The organism is Burkholderia reimsis, assembly GCF_003294055.1.
Taxonomy (GTDB): domain Bacteria; phylum Pseudomonadota; class Gammaproteobacteria; order Burkholderiales; family Burkholderiaceae; genus Burkholderia; species Burkholderia cepacia.
This window is the reverse complement of sequence record NZ_QMFZ01000002.1, coordinates 65186-82432: the sequence shown is the minus strand read 5'-3', so window position 1 is coordinate 82432 and position 17247 is coordinate 65186. Positions and strand designations below refer to the sequence as shown.

Annotated in this window: 24 protein-coding genes and 3 pseudogenes; 12 read left to right on the top strand and 15 right to left on the bottom strand. The window is 59.4% G+C overall.

Going from position 1 to position 17247, the window contains the following annotated elements:
- Positions 1–114: 114 nt before the first annotated feature.
- From DPV79_RS41945 to DPV79_RS03265, 4 genes and pseudogenes are all read right to left on the bottom strand, one after another.
- Positions 115–519 carry a hypothetical protein gene (locus DPV79_RS41945; protein WP_133295611.1) on the bottom strand — a complete coding sequence of 135 codons (405 nt, stop codon included), beginning with the start codon at positions 517–519 and terminating at the stop codon, positions 115–117.
- 7 nt (positions 520–526) lie between these two features.
- Entirely contained in the window at positions 527–4009 is a 3483-nt protein-coding gene (locus DPV79_RS03270) for an RHS repeat-associated core domain-containing protein (protein WP_113044770.1), read from the bottom strand.
- A gap of 15 nt (positions 4010–4024) precedes the next feature.
- Positions 4025–4168: pseudogene (locus tag DPV79_RS43810) on the bottom strand (DUF6531 domain-containing protein); the annotation flags it as partial.
- Between the two features lie 318 nt (positions 4169–4486).
- Entirely contained in the window at positions 4487–4891 is a 405-nt protein-coding gene (locus tag DPV79_RS03265; protein ID WP_113044904.1) for a DUF2384 domain-containing protein, read from the bottom strand.
- 924 nt (positions 4892–5815) lie between these two features.
- On the opposite strand from DPV79_RS03265, the gene DPV79_RS03255 reads away from it, so the two are divergent.
- The 5 genes and pseudogenes from DPV79_RS03255 to DPV79_RS03235 all read left to right on the top strand — a co-directional run bounded on the left by DPV79_RS03255 (position 5816) and on the right by DPV79_RS03235 (position 8006).
- Positions 5816–6001: a hypothetical protein gene (locus DPV79_RS03255; protein ID WP_059684821.1), complete on the top strand. Its 186-nt coding sequence runs from the start codon at positions 5816–5818 to the stop codon at positions 5999–6001.
- A complete protein-coding gene (locus DPV79_RS03250; protein ID WP_113044768.1) occupies positions 6002–6268 on the top strand; it encodes a DUF1488 family protein in 267 nt (88 codons plus the stop codon).
- A gap of 90 nt (positions 6269–6358) precedes the next feature.
- Positions 6359–6741 (top strand): annotated as a pseudogene (locus DPV79_RS43805) (nitroreductase); the annotation flags it as partial.
- Between the two features lie 93 nt (positions 6742–6834).
- Positions 6835–7566, top strand: coding sequence for a Crp/Fnr family transcriptional regulator (locus DPV79_RS03240; protein ID WP_006480091.1), 732 nt, complete (start codon positions 6835–6837; stop codon positions 7564–7566).
- A 230-nt stretch (positions 7567–7796) separates the two neighbouring features.
- Complete coding sequence (locus DPV79_RS03235; protein ID WP_226118140.1) at positions 7797–8006, top strand: hypothetical protein; 210 nt, start codon at positions 7797–7799, stop codon at positions 8004–8006.
- A 195-nt stretch (positions 8007–8201) separates the two neighbouring features.
- Here DPV79_RS03235 and DPV79_RS03230 read toward each other — a convergent pair whose 3' ends face one another.
- The 7 genes from DPV79_RS03230 to DPV79_RS43235 form a co-directional block, all read right to left on the bottom strand.
- Entirely contained in the window at positions 8202–8444 is a 243-nt protein-coding gene (locus DPV79_RS03230) for a type II toxin-antitoxin system HicB family antitoxin (RefSeq protein ID WP_244321704.1), read from the bottom strand.
- 320 nt (positions 8445–8764) lie between these two features.
- A complete protein-coding gene (locus DPV79_RS03220) occupies positions 8765–8944 on the bottom strand; it encodes a hypothetical protein (RefSeq protein ID WP_111938614.1) in 180 nt (59 codons plus the stop codon).
- Positions 8945–9400: 456 nt separating this feature from the next.
- A complete protein-coding gene (locus tag DPV79_RS43745; protein ID WP_081064683.1) occupies positions 9401–9685 on the bottom strand; it encodes a hypothetical protein in 285 nt (94 codons plus the stop codon).
- A gap of 77 nt (positions 9686–9762) precedes the next feature.
- Complete coding sequence (locus tag DPV79_RS03210; RefSeq protein ID WP_059685028.1) at positions 9763–10050, bottom strand: hypothetical protein; 288 nt, start codon at positions 10048–10050, stop codon at positions 9763–9765.
- Positions 10051–10098: 48 nt separating this feature from the next.
- Positions 10099–10371, bottom strand: coding sequence for a hypothetical protein (locus tag DPV79_RS03205; protein ID WP_059684828.1), 273 nt, complete (start codon positions 10369–10371; stop codon positions 10099–10101).
- 63 nt (positions 10372–10434) lie between these two features.
- On the bottom strand, positions 10435–10632 hold the full coding sequence (locus DPV79_RS03200; protein ID WP_113044902.1) for a hypothetical protein: 198 nt from the start codon (positions 10630–10632) through the stop codon (positions 10435–10437).
- Positions 10633–10931: 299 nt separating this feature from the next.
- Positions 10932–11114 carry a hypothetical protein gene (locus tag DPV79_RS43235; RefSeq protein ID WP_244321703.1) on the bottom strand — a complete coding sequence of 61 codons (183 nt, stop codon included), beginning with the start codon at positions 11112–11114 and terminating at the stop codon, positions 10932–10934.
- Between the two features lie 57 nt (positions 11115–11171).
- Here DPV79_RS43235 and DPV79_RS03190 point away from each other — a divergent pair, with 57 nt between their 5' ends.
- Together DPV79_RS03190 and DPV79_RS03185 are read left to right on the top strand one after the other, a co-directional pair.
- Positions 11172–11489, top strand: a complete 318-nt coding sequence (locus DPV79_RS03190) for a hypothetical protein (RefSeq protein WP_113044767.1) — start codon at positions 11172–11174, stop codon at positions 11487–11489.
- Between the two features lie 147 nt (positions 11490–11636).
- A complete protein-coding gene (locus tag DPV79_RS03185) occupies positions 11637–11897 on the top strand; it encodes a hypothetical protein (RefSeq protein ID WP_059684833.1) in 261 nt (86 codons plus the stop codon).
- Between the two features lie 271 nt (positions 11898–12168).
- Here the strand turns inward: DPV79_RS03185 and DPV79_RS03175 are convergent, their stop codons facing one another.
- Positions 12169–12408, bottom strand: coding sequence for a hypothetical protein (locus DPV79_RS03175; protein WP_059685032.1), 240 nt, complete (start codon positions 12406–12408; stop codon positions 12169–12171).
- Positions 12409–12476: 68 nt separating this feature from the next.
- Positions 12477–12716, bottom strand: coding sequence for a hypothetical protein (locus tag DPV79_RS03170; RefSeq protein WP_113044765.1), 240 nt, complete (start codon positions 12714–12716; stop codon positions 12477–12479).
- 723 nt (positions 12717–13439) lie between these two features.
- Between DPV79_RS03170 and DPV79_RS03165 the strand changes: the two genes are divergently transcribed.
- The 3 genes from DPV79_RS03165 to DPV79_RS03155 all read left to right on the top strand — a co-directional run bounded on the left by DPV79_RS03165 (position 13440) and on the right by DPV79_RS03155 (position 14764).
- Positions 13440–13643, top strand: coding sequence for a cold-shock protein (locus DPV79_RS03165; RefSeq protein WP_011548695.1), 204 nt, complete (start codon positions 13440–13442; stop codon positions 13641–13643).
- A 496-nt stretch (positions 13644–14139) separates the two neighbouring features.
- Positions 14140–14406 (top strand): translation initiation factor IF-1, encoded by a 267-nt coding sequence (gene infA / locus DPV79_RS03160; RefSeq protein ID WP_027790083.1) that lies wholly within the window; start codon positions 14140–14142, stop codon positions 14404–14406.
- A gap of 73 nt (positions 14407–14479) precedes the next feature.
- Positions 14480–14764 carry a hypothetical protein gene (locus DPV79_RS03155; RefSeq protein ID WP_059685033.1) on the top strand — a complete coding sequence of 95 codons (285 nt, stop codon included), beginning with the start codon at positions 14480–14482 and terminating at the stop codon, positions 14762–14764.
- 258 nt (positions 14765–15022) lie between these two features.
- Here the strand turns inward: DPV79_RS03155 and DPV79_RS03150 are convergent, their stop codons facing one another.
- Positions 15023–15271, bottom strand: coding sequence for a hypothetical protein (locus DPV79_RS03150; RefSeq protein ID WP_244321702.1), 249 nt, complete (start codon positions 15269–15271; stop codon positions 15023–15025).
- A gap of 128 nt (positions 15272–15399) precedes the next feature.
- Positions 15400–15555 carry a hypothetical protein gene (locus DPV79_RS42495; RefSeq protein ID WP_165843486.1) on the bottom strand — a complete coding sequence of 52 codons (156 nt, stop codon included), beginning with the start codon at positions 15553–15555 and terminating at the stop codon, positions 15400–15402.
- 258 nt (positions 15556–15813) lie between these two features.
- On the opposite strand from DPV79_RS42495, the pseudogene DPV79_RS03140 reads away from it, so the two are divergent.
- Both DPV79_RS03140 and DPV79_RS03135 read left to right on the top strand, forming a co-directional pair.
- Positions 15814–16002 (top strand): annotated as a pseudogene (locus DPV79_RS03140) (integrase core domain-containing protein); the annotation flags it as partial.
- Positions 16003–16307: 305 nt separating this feature from the next.
- Complete coding sequence (locus DPV79_RS03135) at positions 16308–17207, top strand: MBL fold metallo-hydrolase (RefSeq protein ID WP_113044763.1); 900 nt, start codon at positions 16308–16310, stop codon at positions 17205–17207.
- The last annotated feature ends 40 nt before the right edge of the window (positions 17208–17247 follow it).

Below are 17247 nucleotides of genomic sequence, written 5' to 3'. Positions count from 1 at the left end.
GCGATGGCGTCCTGTCTTATTGGTTCAAGAGTGAATTGATCTCATACCGATCCGACCACCCGTCAAATCGGCTCCTTGGGCGGCCCGGGTGAACAAGTTGCACATTGAGCGAGATCAACCTTGTTTCCGCCGTATAACCGCACGAACCCAACCAGCAATCGCAACAAACGTCAGACCGGGGGAAAGTATCAGTGCAACCAGTAGGTCGAAGACTTTGGAAAGCTCGGATTCCGTGGCCCCAAATATCCAGTGACTGGCAGTTCGGGTCACGACGTACCATAGAAGTGCGCCACCTATCGAACACAATCCGATCATGAGCCAAGGTTTCGTTTCCGGTTCAACCTTGCGCCAGACAAAAATCGCGCTCGCAGCCCAAGCGGCATAGATAGGAACCCACAAGGGTCGGGAAATTTCGGAGGCCGATACAAAAGTCGACAGGATCGCCACAAGGATCATGAGGACAAGCAAACCCATGGCATCCGGGAAATATCGGCTTCGTTGCATGGTAATCAATGGCATTGGTTTCTCATTTCTTGAATGCTGAATTGGGACACGTGCAAGCGTGCTGAGCCTGATCCATTGCAGCCGTGCCAAACGGAGTGAAGACCGCGCCGGCCAACTCAGCTGCTCCGGAAAGAAATGACGAGACTGTACCTAAGACGCCAGCAGTCGCTGGGAAAATGCCACTTATGGCCCTTCCAACAAGACCGGGTCCTTTCGTAAGGGTTAGCTTTTCTGCACCAACTTCACCCGCAGTCTTAAGCGATTCAACGTATCCTTCATTCATGCTTGGGATGTACTGTTGGATGTTGCCTGCATTCGCTACCCACGCTCCGGTCGATCCGTAGTTGGCGCGCAAGAAATTCTGGACGCATTTGCTGCCTGTTGGGGCGAGAGGATAAATTCCGTTCTTATCTGGATAAGCACCATATTGATTAGGACGCACGCTATAGGGCCCCATGCCCGGGTTGTCGAGGCCGCGCGGGTCTGTATAGCTCAGCGGATTTCCCGCAGCATATGCGTAGAAATTGACCCCGCCGTAAATTCCGATCGGATCTTGGTTAACGTACCGTCCAATCTGCGGATCAAAGTATCGGTGACGGTTGTAGTACAGCCCCGATTCCAGATCGTGATACTGCCCGGGGAACCGGATCGGATTGTCGATTTCATCTACGATATGTGTAGGTGCACCGCCGTAGGCATTCAGATCCACCGCCCACACAACTTTCCGATCGTCATCTACCAGTTCTTGCGGTGTGCCCAGATGGTCACTCAGGAAATGATAGCGCTTGCCACCCTCCAGTTTCGTTAATGGACCGGAATGGTCAGGGTGTGCGATGTAAGTGACGGCAACATCCTCGCGTGGTGACGCACCCGCGCGGATCTCCTGTAGCATCCAGTCGCCGTCCCAAACAAAAAGCGTTGTACGCGGCGTTTCGCGCGCTGGCTTGTGGATCTTTGCAATGCGCCGTCCGATTGCATCGTAGTGGTATTCGGTTTGGCTGCCGTCCGCGTGCTCGATGCTTGCGAGTTGATGCGCACCATCGTATCGGTAGCGTGTTGTCATCGCTGCTGTCGTTTCGGCGGTACGGATGGATTGAGTTTCACTCTGTCTCGAGAACACTCGATCAAGTAGTTTGAGTGGTGGTGCAGGCGTAACGCTCTCGCGGATTTGCTGTATCGATTGGCTGACCTGATTTCCGTGCCCATCGTATGCGAATGCGAGCTGCGAACGCTTATCGCCGTTGGTGTCTACGAACTGAGACAACCGATTTCCGTGCGTGAAGTGTTCAACTGTCGGATTGTCGCCTTCGATTTCATCAGCGACACGTGCAAACAGATTTCCGGTCGAATCGTAGTGGAACGTTTCGCTCGAAACTCGAAGTTTCGCCTCGCCAGGCGTGCGAGTGACGCCTGTTAATCGAGCAAGCTGATCATATCGATAATGGCGCATACCGCGCCATGCATCGGCCTGCTGCGTCAGTTGACCAGAGGGGTCGTATTTCCACGTACGCCACGGCCGCGGATCCGTGCGCGGCTGACCACGTTCATCGAGATCCTGTAGACGTTGTGATTTCAGATAGCCGGCGTCGGTGTAATCGAACAGCTGAGCGATCGGGCCTTGGGTGGTCGTGACCGTGCGATGCAGCGCGTCGCGCTCGAAGTTCGCCAGTGGCTCGCCGTTCAGCAGCAGTCCGTGGATATGCCCGGTGCCGTAGCGCTGCCAGGTGAGCATGCCCATACCGGGTAGCAGAGTCTCGCTGCGGTTGCCGGCAGCGTCGAGTTGATGCTGGAGTCGCCAGACCCGACCGTGGTGCGCTTGCACTTCCCCGGTTCGTCTTCTCGCCGCGTCATACTCGTAGGTGACTTGTGACTCAGAGCCGTTTGTCGGCTGATGGCGCAGTTGCGTAAGCAAACCTCTTTCGTCGTAGACCAATGCAGTACGCGTACCGTCTCCGAGCCGCCGCTCGATCAGGCGGCCGAGACTGTCGTACAGCATCGATATGCGCAGTTGGCCTTCCTGACCATGATCGATTTGCTCAACCGGCTCGCCTGCGGAGTTATACACGACCTGCTGGCGACGTCCGTCGAAACCAATCTGCTCTACGATGCGCCCTGACGCATCGTAGCTGAACGTGCAGCGCTCGCCTTTCGCGTTGATTAGACTGGTCAGTCGACCGAGCTCATCGTATCCAAACTTCGTCTCGCTACCCATCGGATCGAGGACACCGACAGGTTCGCCGTATGCATCCCATGTGACGCGTGTCGTTCGGCCGAGCGGATCGATGTGCGCGATTGGCCGCCCAGCCTGGTTGTATTCGGTTTTCCAAATGCCAAGCCCAGCGGGTTGGACCGCAGTAAGCTTGCCGGCAGCGTTGTTATGGAGATTTTCTGTTTGCCCTACCGCTGTCGTTTGACCAGTCAATTGGCCGAACTCATCATACGCATACCGGGTGATGTAACCGGAACAATCGGTGTGGGCAATCAGCTGGCCTGCATTATTGAACTGCAGATGCGTAACGTTGCCGAGCGCGTCTGTATGCATGCTCGGCAAGCCGTTTTCGTAGGCCGTTTCGTTCACGTTGCCGAGCGGATCGACTTCCTTGATCAGATTTCCGTTCGCGTCGTATTCGCGCTGCCAGATCTGACCGGCGGGATCAGTGATTCGCGTCGGCAGGTTGTGTTCGTTGTACTCGATGCGTGTCAGGTGACCGGCGGCATCTCGAATGGCAACCGGATTGCCTTGCGCATCACACACCGATTTGGGTGTGCGGCCAAGAGCATCGGTGCGGCCTACGACATTTCCGGTTTCGTCGAACTCGGTGGTCTCGGTGCTGCCGTCAGGATGCGTGACATGGTCCACCGCCCACAATCCGTTGTACCGGTATATCGTGGTATTTCCGAGCATGTTGGTCACGCGTGTCATCTGCAGCCGAGCTTGATAGTCGAATCGCGTGTCGCGTGTGATCAGCGGCTTGCCGTTGTCGTCGCGCGTGAAGGCGTAGGTACGTATGCAACGCGACTGCGGGGTAACGCCGTCCCATTCGGACACGAACGTTGCGCCGGTCGGTGTTTCGTAGCTCGAGAGCAGGTGCTCGTGGTATGAGTACCGCCAGATCATGTTGCCATGATCGACCGCCTGGATCATATCGCCGCGGTCGTCGTAGCTATACGTGGCGAGTTTGCGCTTTGAATCACCGTGCTCATCGAGCCAATGCACTTCTATGATACGGCCGAATTCATCGTGCCGGCACGCGACTGTATGGACGTTGTTTCGGATTTCACGCAGGCTACCGGTCGGCGAGTAGGAAAGCGTGAGTGCCTGGCCATCTCGCGTCTCGTACAAGTGGAGCTGCCAGCGCGATGGATCAACCGGGTGGCGCTCGTAGGTCTCGACAATCCCATTCGGAAAGCGAACCGCATAACGTGGTCCGTTTTCGCCGTCATCGAGCCGCGCAAGCGTGTACTTCTCGATCGAATGAAAATGTGCGTCGCCCGGTTCGAGCATCGGAAAATGCAGTTGTCGCCCGTCGAAGTCGATATAGACAAGCTTCGATACGGCAGCGATCGTTTGTCGTTGAACTTCGGTCGCATATTGCAGTTTCCACGCGACGCCAAGGCTGCCGGTACGTTGATCTGCGCTGCGGTATCGGCGGCTCCATTGAATAGGTACCCGCCGGATACGGGTGCCGGATCACGACGTTGTCGCAATTGCGCGCTACAGCTGAAATGGAGGTCCACGAAATACGCTCGTAGTGCGCGCGGGTTCGAGAACGTAATTTTCGAGTGGGCGTACGGTTAGGTGCGCGCGAAAAAGAAAATGCCCGCTCATCGGGCGGGCATTTGAGGAGGTGGGGCGAGATCATACCGCGGAACCACCTCCAAGCCGGTAAGCCCCGCACCCTGTTTTCTTTCGCCGAACATAGGTTGGCTACGAGGTGAGAGTAGCCGCTATTTTGCAGACCTGCAACGTGTGTACCCGACCCTATCCAGCCGCGCCGGCCTCGAGCGATGTGACGTAGCGCAGCAGGTCTTCGGTGCGCCCCTCCGATATCAACTCTTCGGCAGTCTTGTAGCCGAAGGTCGGCAGCGGTTCATTGCGATACCAAAACAGCGTGCTTCGTACGTCTCCGGAGATATCGGTTGCAGCTCGGATGACCCGGAGCGCGTCTCGAAGGTACTGTTGCACGCTTTCGGAGCCAGCCAAGCGGCTTACCGTATTGCGGTGTACATGGGCTAGCCGTGCGAGTGTTTGCATATCGATATGCAGGGCAGACGCGAAGCGTCGCGCCGAGATGATCGGCGCGATGCACTCCGAGTCCTTCAAAGACGCCATGAACTGGTCGAAATCGAGGGGTGGCGTTGAATCTCGGGCCAGATTGGGGTTCACGGCAGATTTCTTGGTGCACACTATGCGCACATTTATAGCACAAGCAGTGTCGACTGTGCTGGCCGTTGAAACGCCCGTCCATGGCGCTGTTTGTCGCTAAGTTCCGTCGAGACATCTAGGCGGGGCCGTGACATTCCCAAGGACGACTTTTCTGAGAAATCCCGGGGCCACGGACATCTTTTTTGAGACGAGAGGCATGTAGATTTCTCAAAAAAGATGTCCAAGTCTTTGATCTGTCTAGGGGGCCAAAGACACCTTTTCTGAGAGCCCACGGCATCGATGCGTCCGTGCAGTTCCTTACAGGGTTTCTTGATCTCCAGTTGCGCGTTGCGCAACGTGAGGTCGATCGTGGCCACCGTCTTGTCCGATCGGGCATCGAGTCTATTCAGCGCGTGACGGAACCCGGTCGTCGAGACGTCATTCTCCGCCGGCAGTTGCACGCCCCTCCGAACAGGCCGCCGCGCTCGCTGCGCGTCGCCTGGTCGTGGGATGGGACTGAGAAAAAGCGCTGGCTGGCGGCCGTTACGCCCAGGTTGATGACGGTAGTGTTGCTTGGGGGGATCGTGCCGATCATGGCCATGACGCGAGATAGCGCTTGCATGGCCGTGGTATAGGGCGCATTCTCGTGAGGTTCGATGTGCGTGACCGATGGTTTTGCTCCGACTCCTTACCTTACGCTTCCCCCTGTCCGCATAACTAAGCAGAAGGCTCACCACGACGATCCTGCGCGCGAACGTCGAAGCTGCGAACTTCGCGCGTCAACCGAGCCTCCCTCCGAGGTTTGATCCGGCAGTTCCGTGCGCGAGAGATGCCGTCGGCGGCAAGCCCGCGGGTCGTCGTCCGGTCCTCGTATGGGGCGGCCGACGACGATATTCAGTCACCGCGACGGTCCTGAAATTTGAAATTCTCTTTTTGGGAACCGGCATGCCTAAGCAAACCGAACTGAAGCCAGCCACGCCCGCCAGCCACAGCGATTACGTCGACGTGAAAAAGGCGCGTGCCTTGGCACTGAAGCGCGCGGACAGCGAGCGTGCCGAGAAGCGGCGCGAAAATGACGCCCGCATCGATGTCAACGCGAGCAAGTGGCGTTATATCTGTCAGGAGAGCTAGATGGCGAATAGCACCGTGACGCTCAACTTTCCGAATCCCAGTCGCTCCTACGACTCTTCCAGGCACTGTGTATGTTTCTGGGGCTACGACAATTCTCGCGAGATTACCTTTCTGGTCGACGATGCGATGCTGGCGAAACTGAACTCCGACATGGATTCTGGCGAGCCCGCCTTGCTTGCGGCCTTCGACCGCAATCGCGACCGGATTCTGGGGCTCGCCCGAGACCTTTACAAGGGTGGGCCCCAGAACCGGTACACGATCTCGTGAGGTCGGCCCCCGTTTGCGCGCGCACCCCACGTGCGTCTTCTTTCTGACCTGCACTCGCCGCGCGTGCGGGTATTCCGGGGCCGAGGGGGCATGGATCGGTCAAGGCATGCGCTGCTTGATTATCACGAACGCAGCAAGCACCGTCTCGACTTCTGCGCTCCTGGCCCTGGGGGCTCGACCGGACAACCCAGCCGGATCCGTTTCGGGTATTTCACGGCGCACCGCACGTTGCTCTGCCGTTAGCCGCGGACACCCTGGCCATGCGCTACAACGCGTTACGCTGAGGCACCTTGCCGCCCACACAGGGTTCGATCTGTCCCATCCGGCAATCCTGTTCGAACGCTCACGCTGCCTGTCGGCGTGGAAATCCTATGGCGCCCAGCGGTGGGCACTGCGCTGCAACCCTTCGAGCGGAAATCTGCATCCGGCCGAGGGCTATCTTCTATATCCGGCTCTGCCCGGCTTCTCGCGCAAGGTCTGCTTCGCGCGTTCGAGTCTCAAGCCGATGACGCTTCGTGTCGTTGGGGCGTCTTGGGTAGAGGCGGCAGCCACTGGAGGAGTGACATATGTCGGGTCAGCCATCCATGATCGAGAATCATCTGCTGGCAGCATTACCGGTAGAAGATCTGGCGCATATTTCGCCGCAGCTCGTGCTGGTCGACATGCCGTTGGGAAAGGTGCTGTACGAGTCGGGCGGTGCGCTCAGTCACGTCTATTTTCCGACGACGTCCATCGTGTCGCTGTTGTACGTGATGGAAGACGGTTCGTCAGCCGAAATTGCCATCGTCGGCAACGACGGGTTGATCGGCATCGCGCTATTCATGGGGGGCGAAACAACCCCGAGCCGCGCGATCGTCCAAAGCGCGGGACACGCTTACCGACTCGATGCGCGCATCCTGAAAGACGAGTTCCGTCGAGGCGGTTCGATGCAGCGGCTGTTGCTGCGCTACACCCAGGCGCTCATCACACAGATGGCGCAAACAGCCGTATGCAATCGACATCACTCGATCGATCAGCAGCTCTGTCGGTGGCTCCTGCTCAGCCTCGATCGCCTGCCATCGAGCGAACTGAAAATGACGCAGGAACTGATCGCCAACATGCTCGGTGTCCGCCGGTCGGGCGTGACGGAAGCTGCGCTGAAACTTCAGGATGCCGGGTTGATCCGGTACAACTATGGGCACATCGAGGTATTGGATCGCTCCGGGCTCGAGAAGCGCGTGTGCGAATGCTACGGCGTGGTCAGGCGAGAATTCGATCGCCTGCTCCCTGATTTGAAGCGCCTTGAGAAACGGCGCTGATGCCAGACCTGCATCCAAGCCATCCCGCCCGTACGGCAGCGTACCGACTTCAGACGCTCGCACGCGCAGGCTGACACATGACGCACGGACACCAGATCGGCCGCAGACTTCATCGAGATGTAAACGCCGTGATCGAAGTGGACCGTCGCGATCCGTATCGCTTGCGCGGTTTTATCCCGACTCGGGCGGCGCGAGCCAATCAATGACGAAACCGGGGTTGTGGAGGGAGCATGTTGATGAACGATTGCCCGAAATGGGAAAAAAATGTGAAGGACGAGCAACAAGAACAGGCGGAGGCACGCGCGACCGACGATGGAATGCCCGTGGCTCACCCGGAGCGGCAGAGAAGCCATGCCCATTCGTGGAAAGCCGTTACATCCAGGCAACGTATTTCCGATGCAAGGAAACGTCTGGGCATGGGTTTTCTGCCGAACCTGTAGCGTATGTGCAGCAAAACTCCTCGCTCTCAAACAGAACGTGGAGCCGCCCCAGCAAGGCGGAACTCGAAGCCGGCCAAGCGCCGGCTTTTTACTTCGGCGCGTCGCTCGTGACGACAAACGGCGCATGCATCACCTTCCCGCATCGGTGAAGCGACGCAACCCGGGCAGATGAATTCGCCGCGTCGCGTTCGGCCGCTACGCCAGGACAAGTTCGTGGCAGGAGGACCGCAACGCCGGGTCGCCAATTCCTTCCATACACGCGGCTACCAACGCTTCGCGGGTCATATGGCGCGATTTCGCCACTGCATCGATCTTTTCGACGAGTTGCGTGGGGAGGCATGGCAAGACCAGCACCGAACACGATGTCGGCCAGGCGATATCAGTGAACCTCCAGGTTCCCTCGCCGTCGTCGGTGCACGACGCCTGCAATGCCGCCATGTCCGTTGTCGGGGACGGAATGAGGCGCGCACATGAGCCGCAATGCCAGCCGGCGAATACGCGTGCACGTGGAGAGGCATGAGGCTTTGCTCGAGCTATGGGCGTGGTCACACGCATCGCGCGAACAATTGCCGGCCCTGTTGCAAAATTGGTGCCGCTAGGCGGAGCAAAGCGATGTCACCGCGATCGCCGATTTTTCGATACGCCTGCGGCGGTGTACCTGATCCCGGAACGTCCGCGACGCGTCATGCGGGATCGGCGCTTAACAACGCGAGGAGCGAGCGCCAACCTCTGGCGGTATCGGGAGCAACGCTGCACCACTACTTCACCTGACGGTCGGATTCGGAATAGCGCCACTTGCTCGCATTGGAATCGATGCCGGCATAGTCGCGGGTACGCTTTTCGGCCCGTTCGATATCGGCTCGGGCCAGATCGTCGCGGTCCTTTTGTCGGGTCACCTGGTCGCGTCGATCGGGTAATGTGCTTGCATGATATTTCATGGCTCCTCCGAAGAGAGGTGTGCTCGCGTAGCGAGGGGCCGCATCGAGTCGGATCGCTCGAACAGGATCGCGGTCGGATGCACGGATGTTGACTACAGGATGGGCGAACGGGAAGGGGAAGTCGGTACGTTGCCGTGCAGTGGCGGCTAGATCAGCCGATGGTTAACCCATCGGGCTGCAGAACGGCGCGGGATGGTGGCGCAGATCACGCGGATCCAGGAAGTGATCGATACTTCTCGACAGGTGTTCACGAGGGGCGTGACTACAGCGGCTGATCTACCGCTCGGCATGAGGCTGCCATGACCATGCCCACCGGGGGACGATCGATCGAAGACGTGCGTACCTCCAGTCACGCCGCCTTCGACGATTCTTCGGACCGAATGCCTTCGCAAACAGACCTCGTTTCGAATAGGCTGCCGAGCTCGCCGTCCGCAAGGAATGCGGACGTTGGTGCAGTCAGAGAGCAGCCAGTAACCGGAGTTGATGTTCGCTTTCGGCTCCGCGAACCAGTGCGTAGGCCCGCATCTCAACGCGCTCGAGAGGCGAAATGGATTCCGAGCCGGAAAAGTCGCTCCATGCGTCGTCCGCGATCGAGGTCGGCGCGCCGCGGGCTCTCGCGAACGCTCGCAGGAGAGGGCTTGCCGCGCGGCGCAGCACGTGGCGGTCAGCGTTCAGAACATACGGCGGGCAGTCAGTCCGTAAGACGAGGTAGTACGGAATCGCATTACGATCACTTTGCATGGTGACGATACCGGTGAGGAGGAATGCGTGCGTTCAGTTTCTCGCGTCGTCGTGGCCGACCGCTGCGTTTGACCGAACTACATGTCGATGACCGAAGCTCCACTCACCTTGCCGTCGACGATGTCCTTTCCCTGCTGCCGGGCGGCACGCCTTGCCATACCGAAGTCGGAGTATGTATGCGGTTGGGCCAGCCTGAAAATACGGCTCGCGGTGGAGGTTGCTATCGCGCCCGGGCGGCATATCCGTACCGCAATGTCGTACCCTTCGGCGTAACGGGAATGTCCGTCAAAGCGACTGAATGTACGGGCGAAGACGAGGGGATGAAGTTCGTACCCCTTGTAGAGAAGAAGCAGGTGTGTCGACATGTTGGCCACTCCGCAGGGGGCGACTCGCCATACGCTCGAACGCGCTTTTCATTTCCGCCGCCGCAGCCGGCTTAGCAGGTCAAGCGCAACCGTGTCAGCGTCGTTGTTGATCATTTCCGCTCGCAACAGCAGACCGCCAACACGGACGGCTGCATCCCAACTATCTTCCGTCATTGCCTGATGGTTGCGTGCAAGCTGCTCGGCCAGAGCCAGGAGCGCCGCCATCCTTGCCGATTCGCCGGAAGTCCGGCGCTCCTCCCTCCCGGCAATGAGCCGGAACAGGCCCAGGACCGACTCGGCGGTAACGGAGGGGATAGTCATTCGAACTTTATACGCCCTTTCGGTCCGCCCCGCCCATATATTCACGCTGGCCCCCGAGCCCGCCTAGTAGCGCCTCGCATACCCCTCGCGATACAGCGAGGCGCCGATCGACGTCAGAACTGCGATCTCATCCTCACTCAATCGACTCCATGCCTCCGCCAACCAGCCGGCGAATCCGGCACAAGCATGGTCCAGATCGGCGGCCGCCTTTCCCTCTGCGTTCCCCCGCTCGAAAATCATCATCACGTCATGTGGCGTCATAGTCGGCTCCTCGTGAGCTTCCAGCATAGGTGATCGGTGGTGTCTGCCCTTACTCCTTCTCACGCTCGATGTTCGCTCTCTGGCGTGCCCGCAGCCGCAAGCCGAAGCCGGTCAGTAGCGGTTCGACGTGGTGTCCTGTTCCGTTGACGTCAACATGCTACGCACATATGGATCGGTTAAGGCGCGACGTACGCCATGTCATTGCCTGCATCGCCGCTGCATCCCGTGAACCGCGTCGGTCAGTTTCAGCCATGGGCCGTTGCTGGTCGGCTTCGCTCCAATATCGTCCGGGTGCATGCTCATATCAATTCGCATTCCTGCATGATCGGTCGGTCATGGACGAACGGAATGTCGTTTGACTGAGGTGGATTCAACCGGTCGAATGTCCTGGCGACGTAGGCCGCCAACGACAGCCGATGGCCGGCTGCGGCCTGCCGCAGCGACGCACGGCATTTGATTCGACGAATGAGCGCTTCGGTCACGACTCTCATGGTCGCAATGGGACTACACTGAAGACGCCATAGCAGGAGGAGACAGCGATGACAGACTCCGACCCCCAAAGCACCTTCCGGGGACTGCCGCTAACCGCAGAGCAGGACGCGGAAGTGAAACATTACATAAAGGTCCGAACCCGGCGTGGCCTGCCATGGGACACGCCGGAACTGAGCGCGATGCTCAAGGACATGCTGCTTCCCCCGGGTGACGGCAACAGCGATGTCGACGCCTCGGAGGACGAAACCAAAGCGGCCGCCGAGCGCGCAACGGCGTCGGTTGACGAAGCGATGGACCCTATCGAGGCGAGCGAGGAGTGGAATGCGGCCATGGAGTCGGAAAGCATGAAAGGACCCAGACGATAAGACTGCAGGCCGTGACGCTTGCTTTCCGGTAGCGTCGTATGTGGGGGACCGTGAGGTATTCCGCATGAGTTCGGTGTGCATGATTTCGACGCTCGAACGCGTGCCGTCGGCCTCGCGGCATCTCCGCTGAACACGAGGGGGCCGGATATGCGGCTGATCGAACCGGATGAACACAGAGACTTTCTGGCGACCTTGGCGCGACGTGGCTTGGCAGAGGGCGATTTCGATCTTCAGGAAACGGATACGACCGACCCGAAGGGTGATGAGAACCTCGGTCTGCAGGGCTATGTCACCATCACCAGGCTCTCGACGCAGATTACGAAGGAATACGTGATCGGCGACGAAAGCGACTGGCTACAGCATTTCAGGAAAGATCTCGAAGCGGGTGCCTTCGATCGACTGGAGTGATATCCCGACGCGACGCGCCGCACTTGGGAGGAGGTTCGGCTCACGAGAGTCGCGGACTACGAGGGTGCGGAACGCATGCGGCCCGATCTGGCGGTGACGAGACCGTTGAAGGGCGTGCTTGCTGCCTTGGTCTGTGGCCCACCAAGCATGGCCATCCTCTCGACCGACCTTCGACACCACGTCAGCCTGCTTTGACAGCAGCATGTATTGCCGTCGGCCTCGATCCCGACGACGCCCCGATTGCTCGGGCGGCTGGCGTGCCACCCGAATTTCAATTCATCAACGCGGGGAGATCGTCGACCAAATGCGCGGCGAGCCATTCGCGCGCCCAGTTTTTCGCAAAGGCAATCGCATCCTCGCGCACGTCGAAGCCAGCCAGGTCTCCGCTCAGTTGAACGTCGCACGTGCTGCCGTCTGCACGATCGATGCTGATCCGCGCGTGTGCCATGTATTCCCCGTCGGCCCTGCGCGGTGTCGGGTCGATATGGAATCGGGTTGAGTCGAGTTGCATTGTCTTTCCTCCTTCAGTTGCCGCGGGGCCCGTGGCCACCGCAAAGCGTATCGTCGCGACCAGAACAGTCAAAGCTTGAGGCGTGCCATGATCTGGCCTGCTTCCTGGTCCGATTCGCAGCTCGCCATTCCGCTTTTGCGCAACAGCGCGCGGATCGAGAAAAACATCAGGAAGGCATCCTCATCGATTTCATGACGACGATCGAGAATGACGCCGTCCATCTCGGCACGAGCGTCATACGGCAGGAACTGCTCGATGACACCAGAACCATCGCGTCGAATCCACTTCAACAGGTCTTTCCTGTTCATATCCAGCCTCCCGACGTTGCCGGCGCGCCATGCGCCAGGCGTGTTTGAGTCTGTGGCGGCGCCGCGGACGCAGAAACAGGATGGACCGAGGAAGGGATCAGGACGCGTTATCCAGCACGCTCGTGTCCTGTAGACAGGCATCGATCAGGCGCTTCGCATACGCAGCCGATACGCGGCGCGCTCGTCCGCATTGCGCGGTTTCGATGAGAGGCCCAATCACGTTCGGAGGGGGCGCCTTGAGTGGCGCGGGAATCGGTAGTGAGTCAGTCAACCGACCTATCCTACGCCCATTGGCGAACTTGTACAGCGAAAGTTCTGCGCGAACCGCCGCATGGCATGCCGCCCCGATTGTGCGCGGGCCGGACCGGTTCAGCCGCGTGTGAACAATCGCCGATACGCGGGGAGAGGGCGCCATGACGGTATCGTCGAAATTTCAATTAGACATTCGAAGCAAATCAAAACCACGGCGCCAAGGGTTTACAACCGGGGCGAGCCTCGCCGGTCGCGGCGTGTTCCTGCGCTGCCACCCGAAATGCGCCGACCGAAACAGCTTGACACGGTGTTTGGCCCCGCGTAGGGTGGGTGTCCGAAGCCTTCAAGAAGCGCGATTGCTGCTCATCACTGACCGCGGAACGCGGTATTCGTTGTCCTCTCCCTCCTTGATCCTTTTTCGTGCCCCCGCTATCGGGGCGCATACATTTGTCCAATATCAGGAGAATTTCCATGGATACCGGTACCGTCAAGTGGTTCAACGACAACAAGGGTTTTGGCTTCATCACGCCTGACAGCGGCGGCGATGATCTGTTCGCGCACTTCTCGGAGATTCGCGGCGATGGCTTCAAGACGCTGGCCGAAGGTCAAAAGGTCAGCTACGAGACGAAGAACGGGCCCAAGGGGCTGCAGGCTTCGAACATCGTTCCTCAGTAATCCACATCATTAATCGGTCCCGCGCGCAGGCGCCCACAGTCCTGCTGAGGCTACCGTTTCGCCTCAAGACGTACACCCCAAGGAAGAAAGTGGGGGATGCGGCGCATCCGGTGGCGAACGATCGGGCGGCTCATTCATCGTGAGCTCGCGATCGACGCATACCGAGGTAACTTTGACCAAGAGTCAATCGCGCAACAAAAGATCACTCGCGAGACCACGGCGCGCCAGGGATTGGCCGGTGCTCGGCGCGGCGCTGAACTGGGTGCCACCGAAGGCACCCTCTGCGCCCACCAAATCGAGCGGCAAGAAGCGCTCCACCGAGACACGATAACGAGCACGTTAACGCCCGGACGAGGCGCGGCCCGCATGTCGCGTCGGTACGCGCCGGCCACGCATGGGCGTTTTCGATATTTGCACGCAAACCGCTCCCTGTCGGGGACCGGATATCCGCACGCCGCTGTGATTGCGGCACGTCACATTGATTGGAGAAATTGATTTGGCAAAGGAAGAATTGCTGGAATTGGACGGCGTCGTGGATGAGGTGCTCCCGGACAGCAGGTTTCGCGTCACCCTGGAAAACGGCGCGGTCGTTGCGGCGTACGCATCGGGCCGCATGCGCAAACACCGCATCCGTATTCTCGCTGGCGACCGGGTCAAGCTGGAATTGTCGGTCTATGACCTCACCAAAGGGCGTATCAATTTCCGGCACAAAGACGAACGGGCTTCGCCCGGTGTGCCTCGAAACCGATTTGTTCGACGCTAACCACGTAGCGCCGATAGAAGATTGATTGCGCTCGTCTACGCAATTCGTCGCCGTCAATCACCAGGAGTTCATCATGAGCATGCGTACCTATCGCGGATTCGAAATATATCCGCTGATTTATCCTCACTTTCACACAGGCTCTGGCCGTGCTCACAACTACGAAGCCGGTTTCGACGCGGCGGTCAAGGTTTGCCTGCGCGGCACTGACACCACGCTGACCCGGAGCCAGACCTTCAAGCTTGTCGACGGTTCGCCGTTTGCCAGTGCCGGTGACGCACGCCGGGCTTCGCAACGTTACGCAGAAGACATCATCGATCAGAACCGAGGCGAACATGGGATGTTCGGCGCAGTTCTTTGACACGGCTCGCGGTTGAACAGCAATGCATCGGAGCGCGCATCAATCGGAGACACGCGTCCCGATCTGAAATTGCGCGAGCCGACGCCATGCTGCCGGTCGGCGGGAAACTCGCGTCGTAACACCGATATTCCTTGCTGTCCCGTGTTTTCAAGGCAGATCAACGGACGAGCGGCCGCATGGTGCGACTGGCGCGCTACGCGCTGATGGACGTCGCGTTGCCGATCGACGTTGCGTAGCAACCAGGCCGCCGACGCAGATTCAATCGATGCCTTGCGCCTTTTCGTGCCCCTGGATTTGCTCTTTGAGCAATCTGCGTGCGAGCGTTCGTGCGGCGTCACGTGCGTCCACGTCCGATGCGAAATCCCCTTCGGCATCGTGTTGCTCGGAGGTGCCGGGATCCTCTCCGATGCGGTGCAAGTGGACGATTCCGCGATAGCGCCCAGACGTGGTCTGCATCACGCGAATGCGTGCCACGTGCGTGTGGGTCGTACACACTTCATCGTCCATGATGCCTTCCTTGCCAAGACCCCTGGCGAGACAACGACATGGCAGACTTCACCGGCCTGCCTGCATCCATGTGTTTGGCTCCCGGGCAACTTCGGCGAGGCGGGTTTATCGCCGCCAGCGCCGAGAGGTCAATGTTTGCGATGCGTCCACCCCAAGTGATGGGAGTCCAGCCATTGAATGACTTCCATCCTTGAATGTTCGCTCTGGTAACGGCGCGCCAACGCGACTGCAATCACCGCGATCGCCGCAAGCCCAACCACCCAACCAATCATCGACTGAGTCATGACAGCCTCCTTGTGGATGTGGAAAACACCCATGACTGAATTTTAGGCGTCTTGAGGGAAGGATTCACAAGTCTTGCGCCTCGCCGCGCGGACGAACCGCCTCTACCTGGCCAGTCGCGCCCCATATCCAGGGATCTGGGGCGCGAGCGATTAAGCAGGTCATACACTGGAAAATGGTCGCGTCGGAAAGCGAACCTCTGCTGCTCTGCCGTTTCGGCACCAGGATGTCGGCAATCGCACGCTCATGCGTCTTGCGACAGGCTGAGAGACGAATTGCTAAACCGCGAATAGTTCCGCGGTCGCGCCGAGGCCAAGGCGCTCATCGAACGCTGGTGGCAGTTCTATAACGAGCGCCGGCCCCACAGCGCTCGTCGCTACCAACTTCCGGCCACGGTCCGTCGAGCCTGGCTGGATTCCGATAATATCGACGAGAGACTCACTGCCTGATTGGTCACAAAATTCCGCCTCAGGTCAGCATTCGCGGGCTACTTCCAATGAAGGCAACGCGCATGTTTGCCATCTCCAGTCCGCTTGCCGCGTAATCGATCGCTCTTGCTTCCGGATTACCGGGAGTTGTATTCCGGGCGCGACACAAAGATACTGTCCGGCGCGATATCCATCGCGGCGGCCGTGCCGAGTGTGTGGCGAATGCGATTCACATCAAAGATCCTGCCTTCGGGAACCGCATACGCGGTACGGGCCGGAGCGTCCGACCCATTCAAAGCAACAGCTTCTTAAAAGAGCGCCTTCAAATGATCGGTTTCAACGGGCCTGAAATCAATGTGGTGACGTGCACGTCCGGTGCACGCACCTTTCTCACCAACGCCTTTCTGGTCGAATTGCCGAACGGTGTCGTGGCTATCGACGCCATGATGACCGTATCGGATGCGCGCGAGGTGCGTCACCGGCTGGATGCACTGCGCAAACCCTTGCTCGCGGTGCTGATCACGCACGGGCATCCCGATCACTACAACGGCATCGGCGAGCTGATCCGCGATCTTGGTGATGTGCCGGTCATCACGACGCGGGGCGTCGACGAGGCGATGCGCCGTGTCGACGATGCCAAGGCAGTCCAGTGGCAGTCGGTGTTCGGCGACGATTGGCCGGCACGGCGCACCTTCCCGAATCGCCTCGTGCGTGACGGCGACGTGCTGCATTTCGATGGCGTGCCGTTCGAGGCAAGAGAGTTCGGCCCTGGCGAATCGCACTGGGATCTGGTCTGGGCCGTGGGAACCCACCAGCGTGTCGCCTTCGTCGGCGACATGGTGTTCAACGGCGTCCATTCCTTCATGAACGACGGCCATACGGCGGACTGGCTGCGCAGCCTCGATGCGCTCGAACGTCGGTCCGGCGACATCGCACTGTTCCATACGGGCCACGGTCAGGCGGGCAAGCCGCTCGACATGATTGCCGCACAGCGTGCTTATATCGGGTGCTATCGCGCGGCGGTGGCCCGCCTCGCCAACGGCAATCGCAGTCTGGACGATGCCGGAAAGGCCGAACTGGAGGCGATCATGAAGCGCTTCCTGCCCACGGCCGATCTCGACGTGTTCATCAAGGCCGGGGCGAATGCCGTTGCGGCGGAACTGGCGTTGCAGGAATCGGACAAGGCCATTTCCGCTGACCCGCACGCTCACTTCGACGCAAGGTGAGGAGGTCGCCGATGAAACGCAACGCCTGTCGACCGTGAGC

What these genes read in the sequence shown, in the direction of transcription:
- DPV79_RS41945 (WP_133295611.1), bottom strand. Translation starts at nt 519, where the DNA reads ATGCCATTGATTACCATGCAACGAAGCCGATATTTCCCGGATGCCATG.
- DPV79_RS03210 (WP_059685028.1), bottom strand. Translation starts at nt 10,050, where the DNA reads ATGTCGACACACCTGCTTCTTCTCTACAAGGGGTACGAACTTCATCCC.
- DPV79_RS03255 (WP_059684821.1), top strand. Translation starts at nt 5,816, where the DNA reads ATGCCTAAGCAAACCGAACTGAAGCCAGCCACGCCCGCCAGCCACAGC.
- DPV79_RS43745 (WP_081064683.1), bottom strand. Translation starts at nt 9,685, where the DNA reads ATGCAAAGTGATCGTAATGCGATTCCGTACTACCTCGTCTTACGGACT.
- DPV79_RS03190 (WP_113044767.1), top strand. Translation starts at nt 11,172, where the DNA reads ATGACAGACTCCGACCCCCAAAGCACCTTCCGGGGACTGCCGCTAACC.
- DPV79_RS42495 (WP_165843486.1), bottom strand. Translation starts at nt 15,555, where the DNA reads ATGACTCAGTCGATGATTGGTTGGGTGGTTGGGCTTGCGGCGATCGCG.
- DPV79_RS03220 (WP_111938614.1), bottom strand. Translation starts at nt 8,944, where the DNA reads ATGAAATATCATGCAAGCACATTACCCGATCGACGCGACCAGGTGACC.
- DPV79_RS03205 (WP_059684828.1), bottom strand. Translation starts at nt 10,371, where the DNA reads ATGACTATCCCCTCCGTTACCGCCGAGTCGGTCCTGGGCCTGTTCCGG.
- DPV79_RS03250 (WP_113044768.1), top strand. Translation starts at nt 6,002, where the DNA reads ATGGCGAATAGCACCGTGACGCTCAACTTTCCGAATCCCAGTCGCTCC.
- DPV79_RS03135 (WP_113044763.1), top strand. Translation starts at nt 16,308, where the DNA reads ATGATCGGTTTCAACGGGCCTGAAATCAATGTGGTGACGTGCACGTCC.
- DPV79_RS03270 (WP_113044770.1), bottom strand. Translation starts at nt 4,009, where the DNA reads ATGCTCGAACCGGGCGACGCACATTTTCATTCGATCGAGAAGTACACG.
- DPV79_RS03175 (WP_059685032.1), bottom strand. Translation starts at nt 12,408, where the DNA reads ATGCAACTCGACTCAACCCGATTCCATATCGACCCGACACCGCGCAGG.
- DPV79_RS03155 (WP_059685033.1), top strand. Translation starts at nt 14,480, where the DNA reads ATGAGCATGCGTACCTATCGCGGATTCGAAATATATCCGCTGATTTAT.
- DPV79_RS03170 (WP_113044765.1), bottom strand. Translation starts at nt 12,716, where the DNA reads ATGAACAGGAAAGACCTGTTGAAGTGGATTCGACGCGATGGTTCTGGT.
- DPV79_RS03185 (WP_059684833.1), top strand. Translation starts at nt 11,637, where the DNA reads ATGCGGCTGATCGAACCGGATGAACACAGAGACTTTCTGGCGACCTTG.
- DPV79_RS03165 (WP_011548695.1), top strand. Translation starts at nt 13,440, where the DNA reads ATGGATACCGGTACCGTCAAGTGGTTCAACGACAACAAGGGTTTTGGC.
- DPV79_RS03230 (WP_244321704.1), bottom strand. Translation starts at nt 8,444, where the DNA reads ATGGCGGCATTGCAGGCGTCGTGCACCGACGACGGCGAGGGAACCTGG.
- DPV79_RS03235 (WP_226118140.1), top strand. Translation starts at nt 7,797, where the DNA reads ATGTTGATGAACGATTGCCCGAAATGGGAAAAAAATGTGAAGGACGAG.
- DPV79_RS03150 (WP_244321702.1), bottom strand. Translation starts at nt 15,271, where the DNA reads ATGGACGATGAAGTGTGTACGACCCACACGCACGTGGCACGCATTCGC.
- DPV79_RS03200 (WP_113044902.1), bottom strand. Translation starts at nt 10,632, where the DNA reads ATGACGCCACATGACGTGATGATGATTTTCGAGCGGGGGAACGCAGAG.
- DPV79_RS03240 (WP_006480091.1), top strand. Translation starts at nt 6,835, where the DNA reads ATGTCGGGTCAGCCATCCATGATCGAGAATCATCTGCTGGCAGCATTA.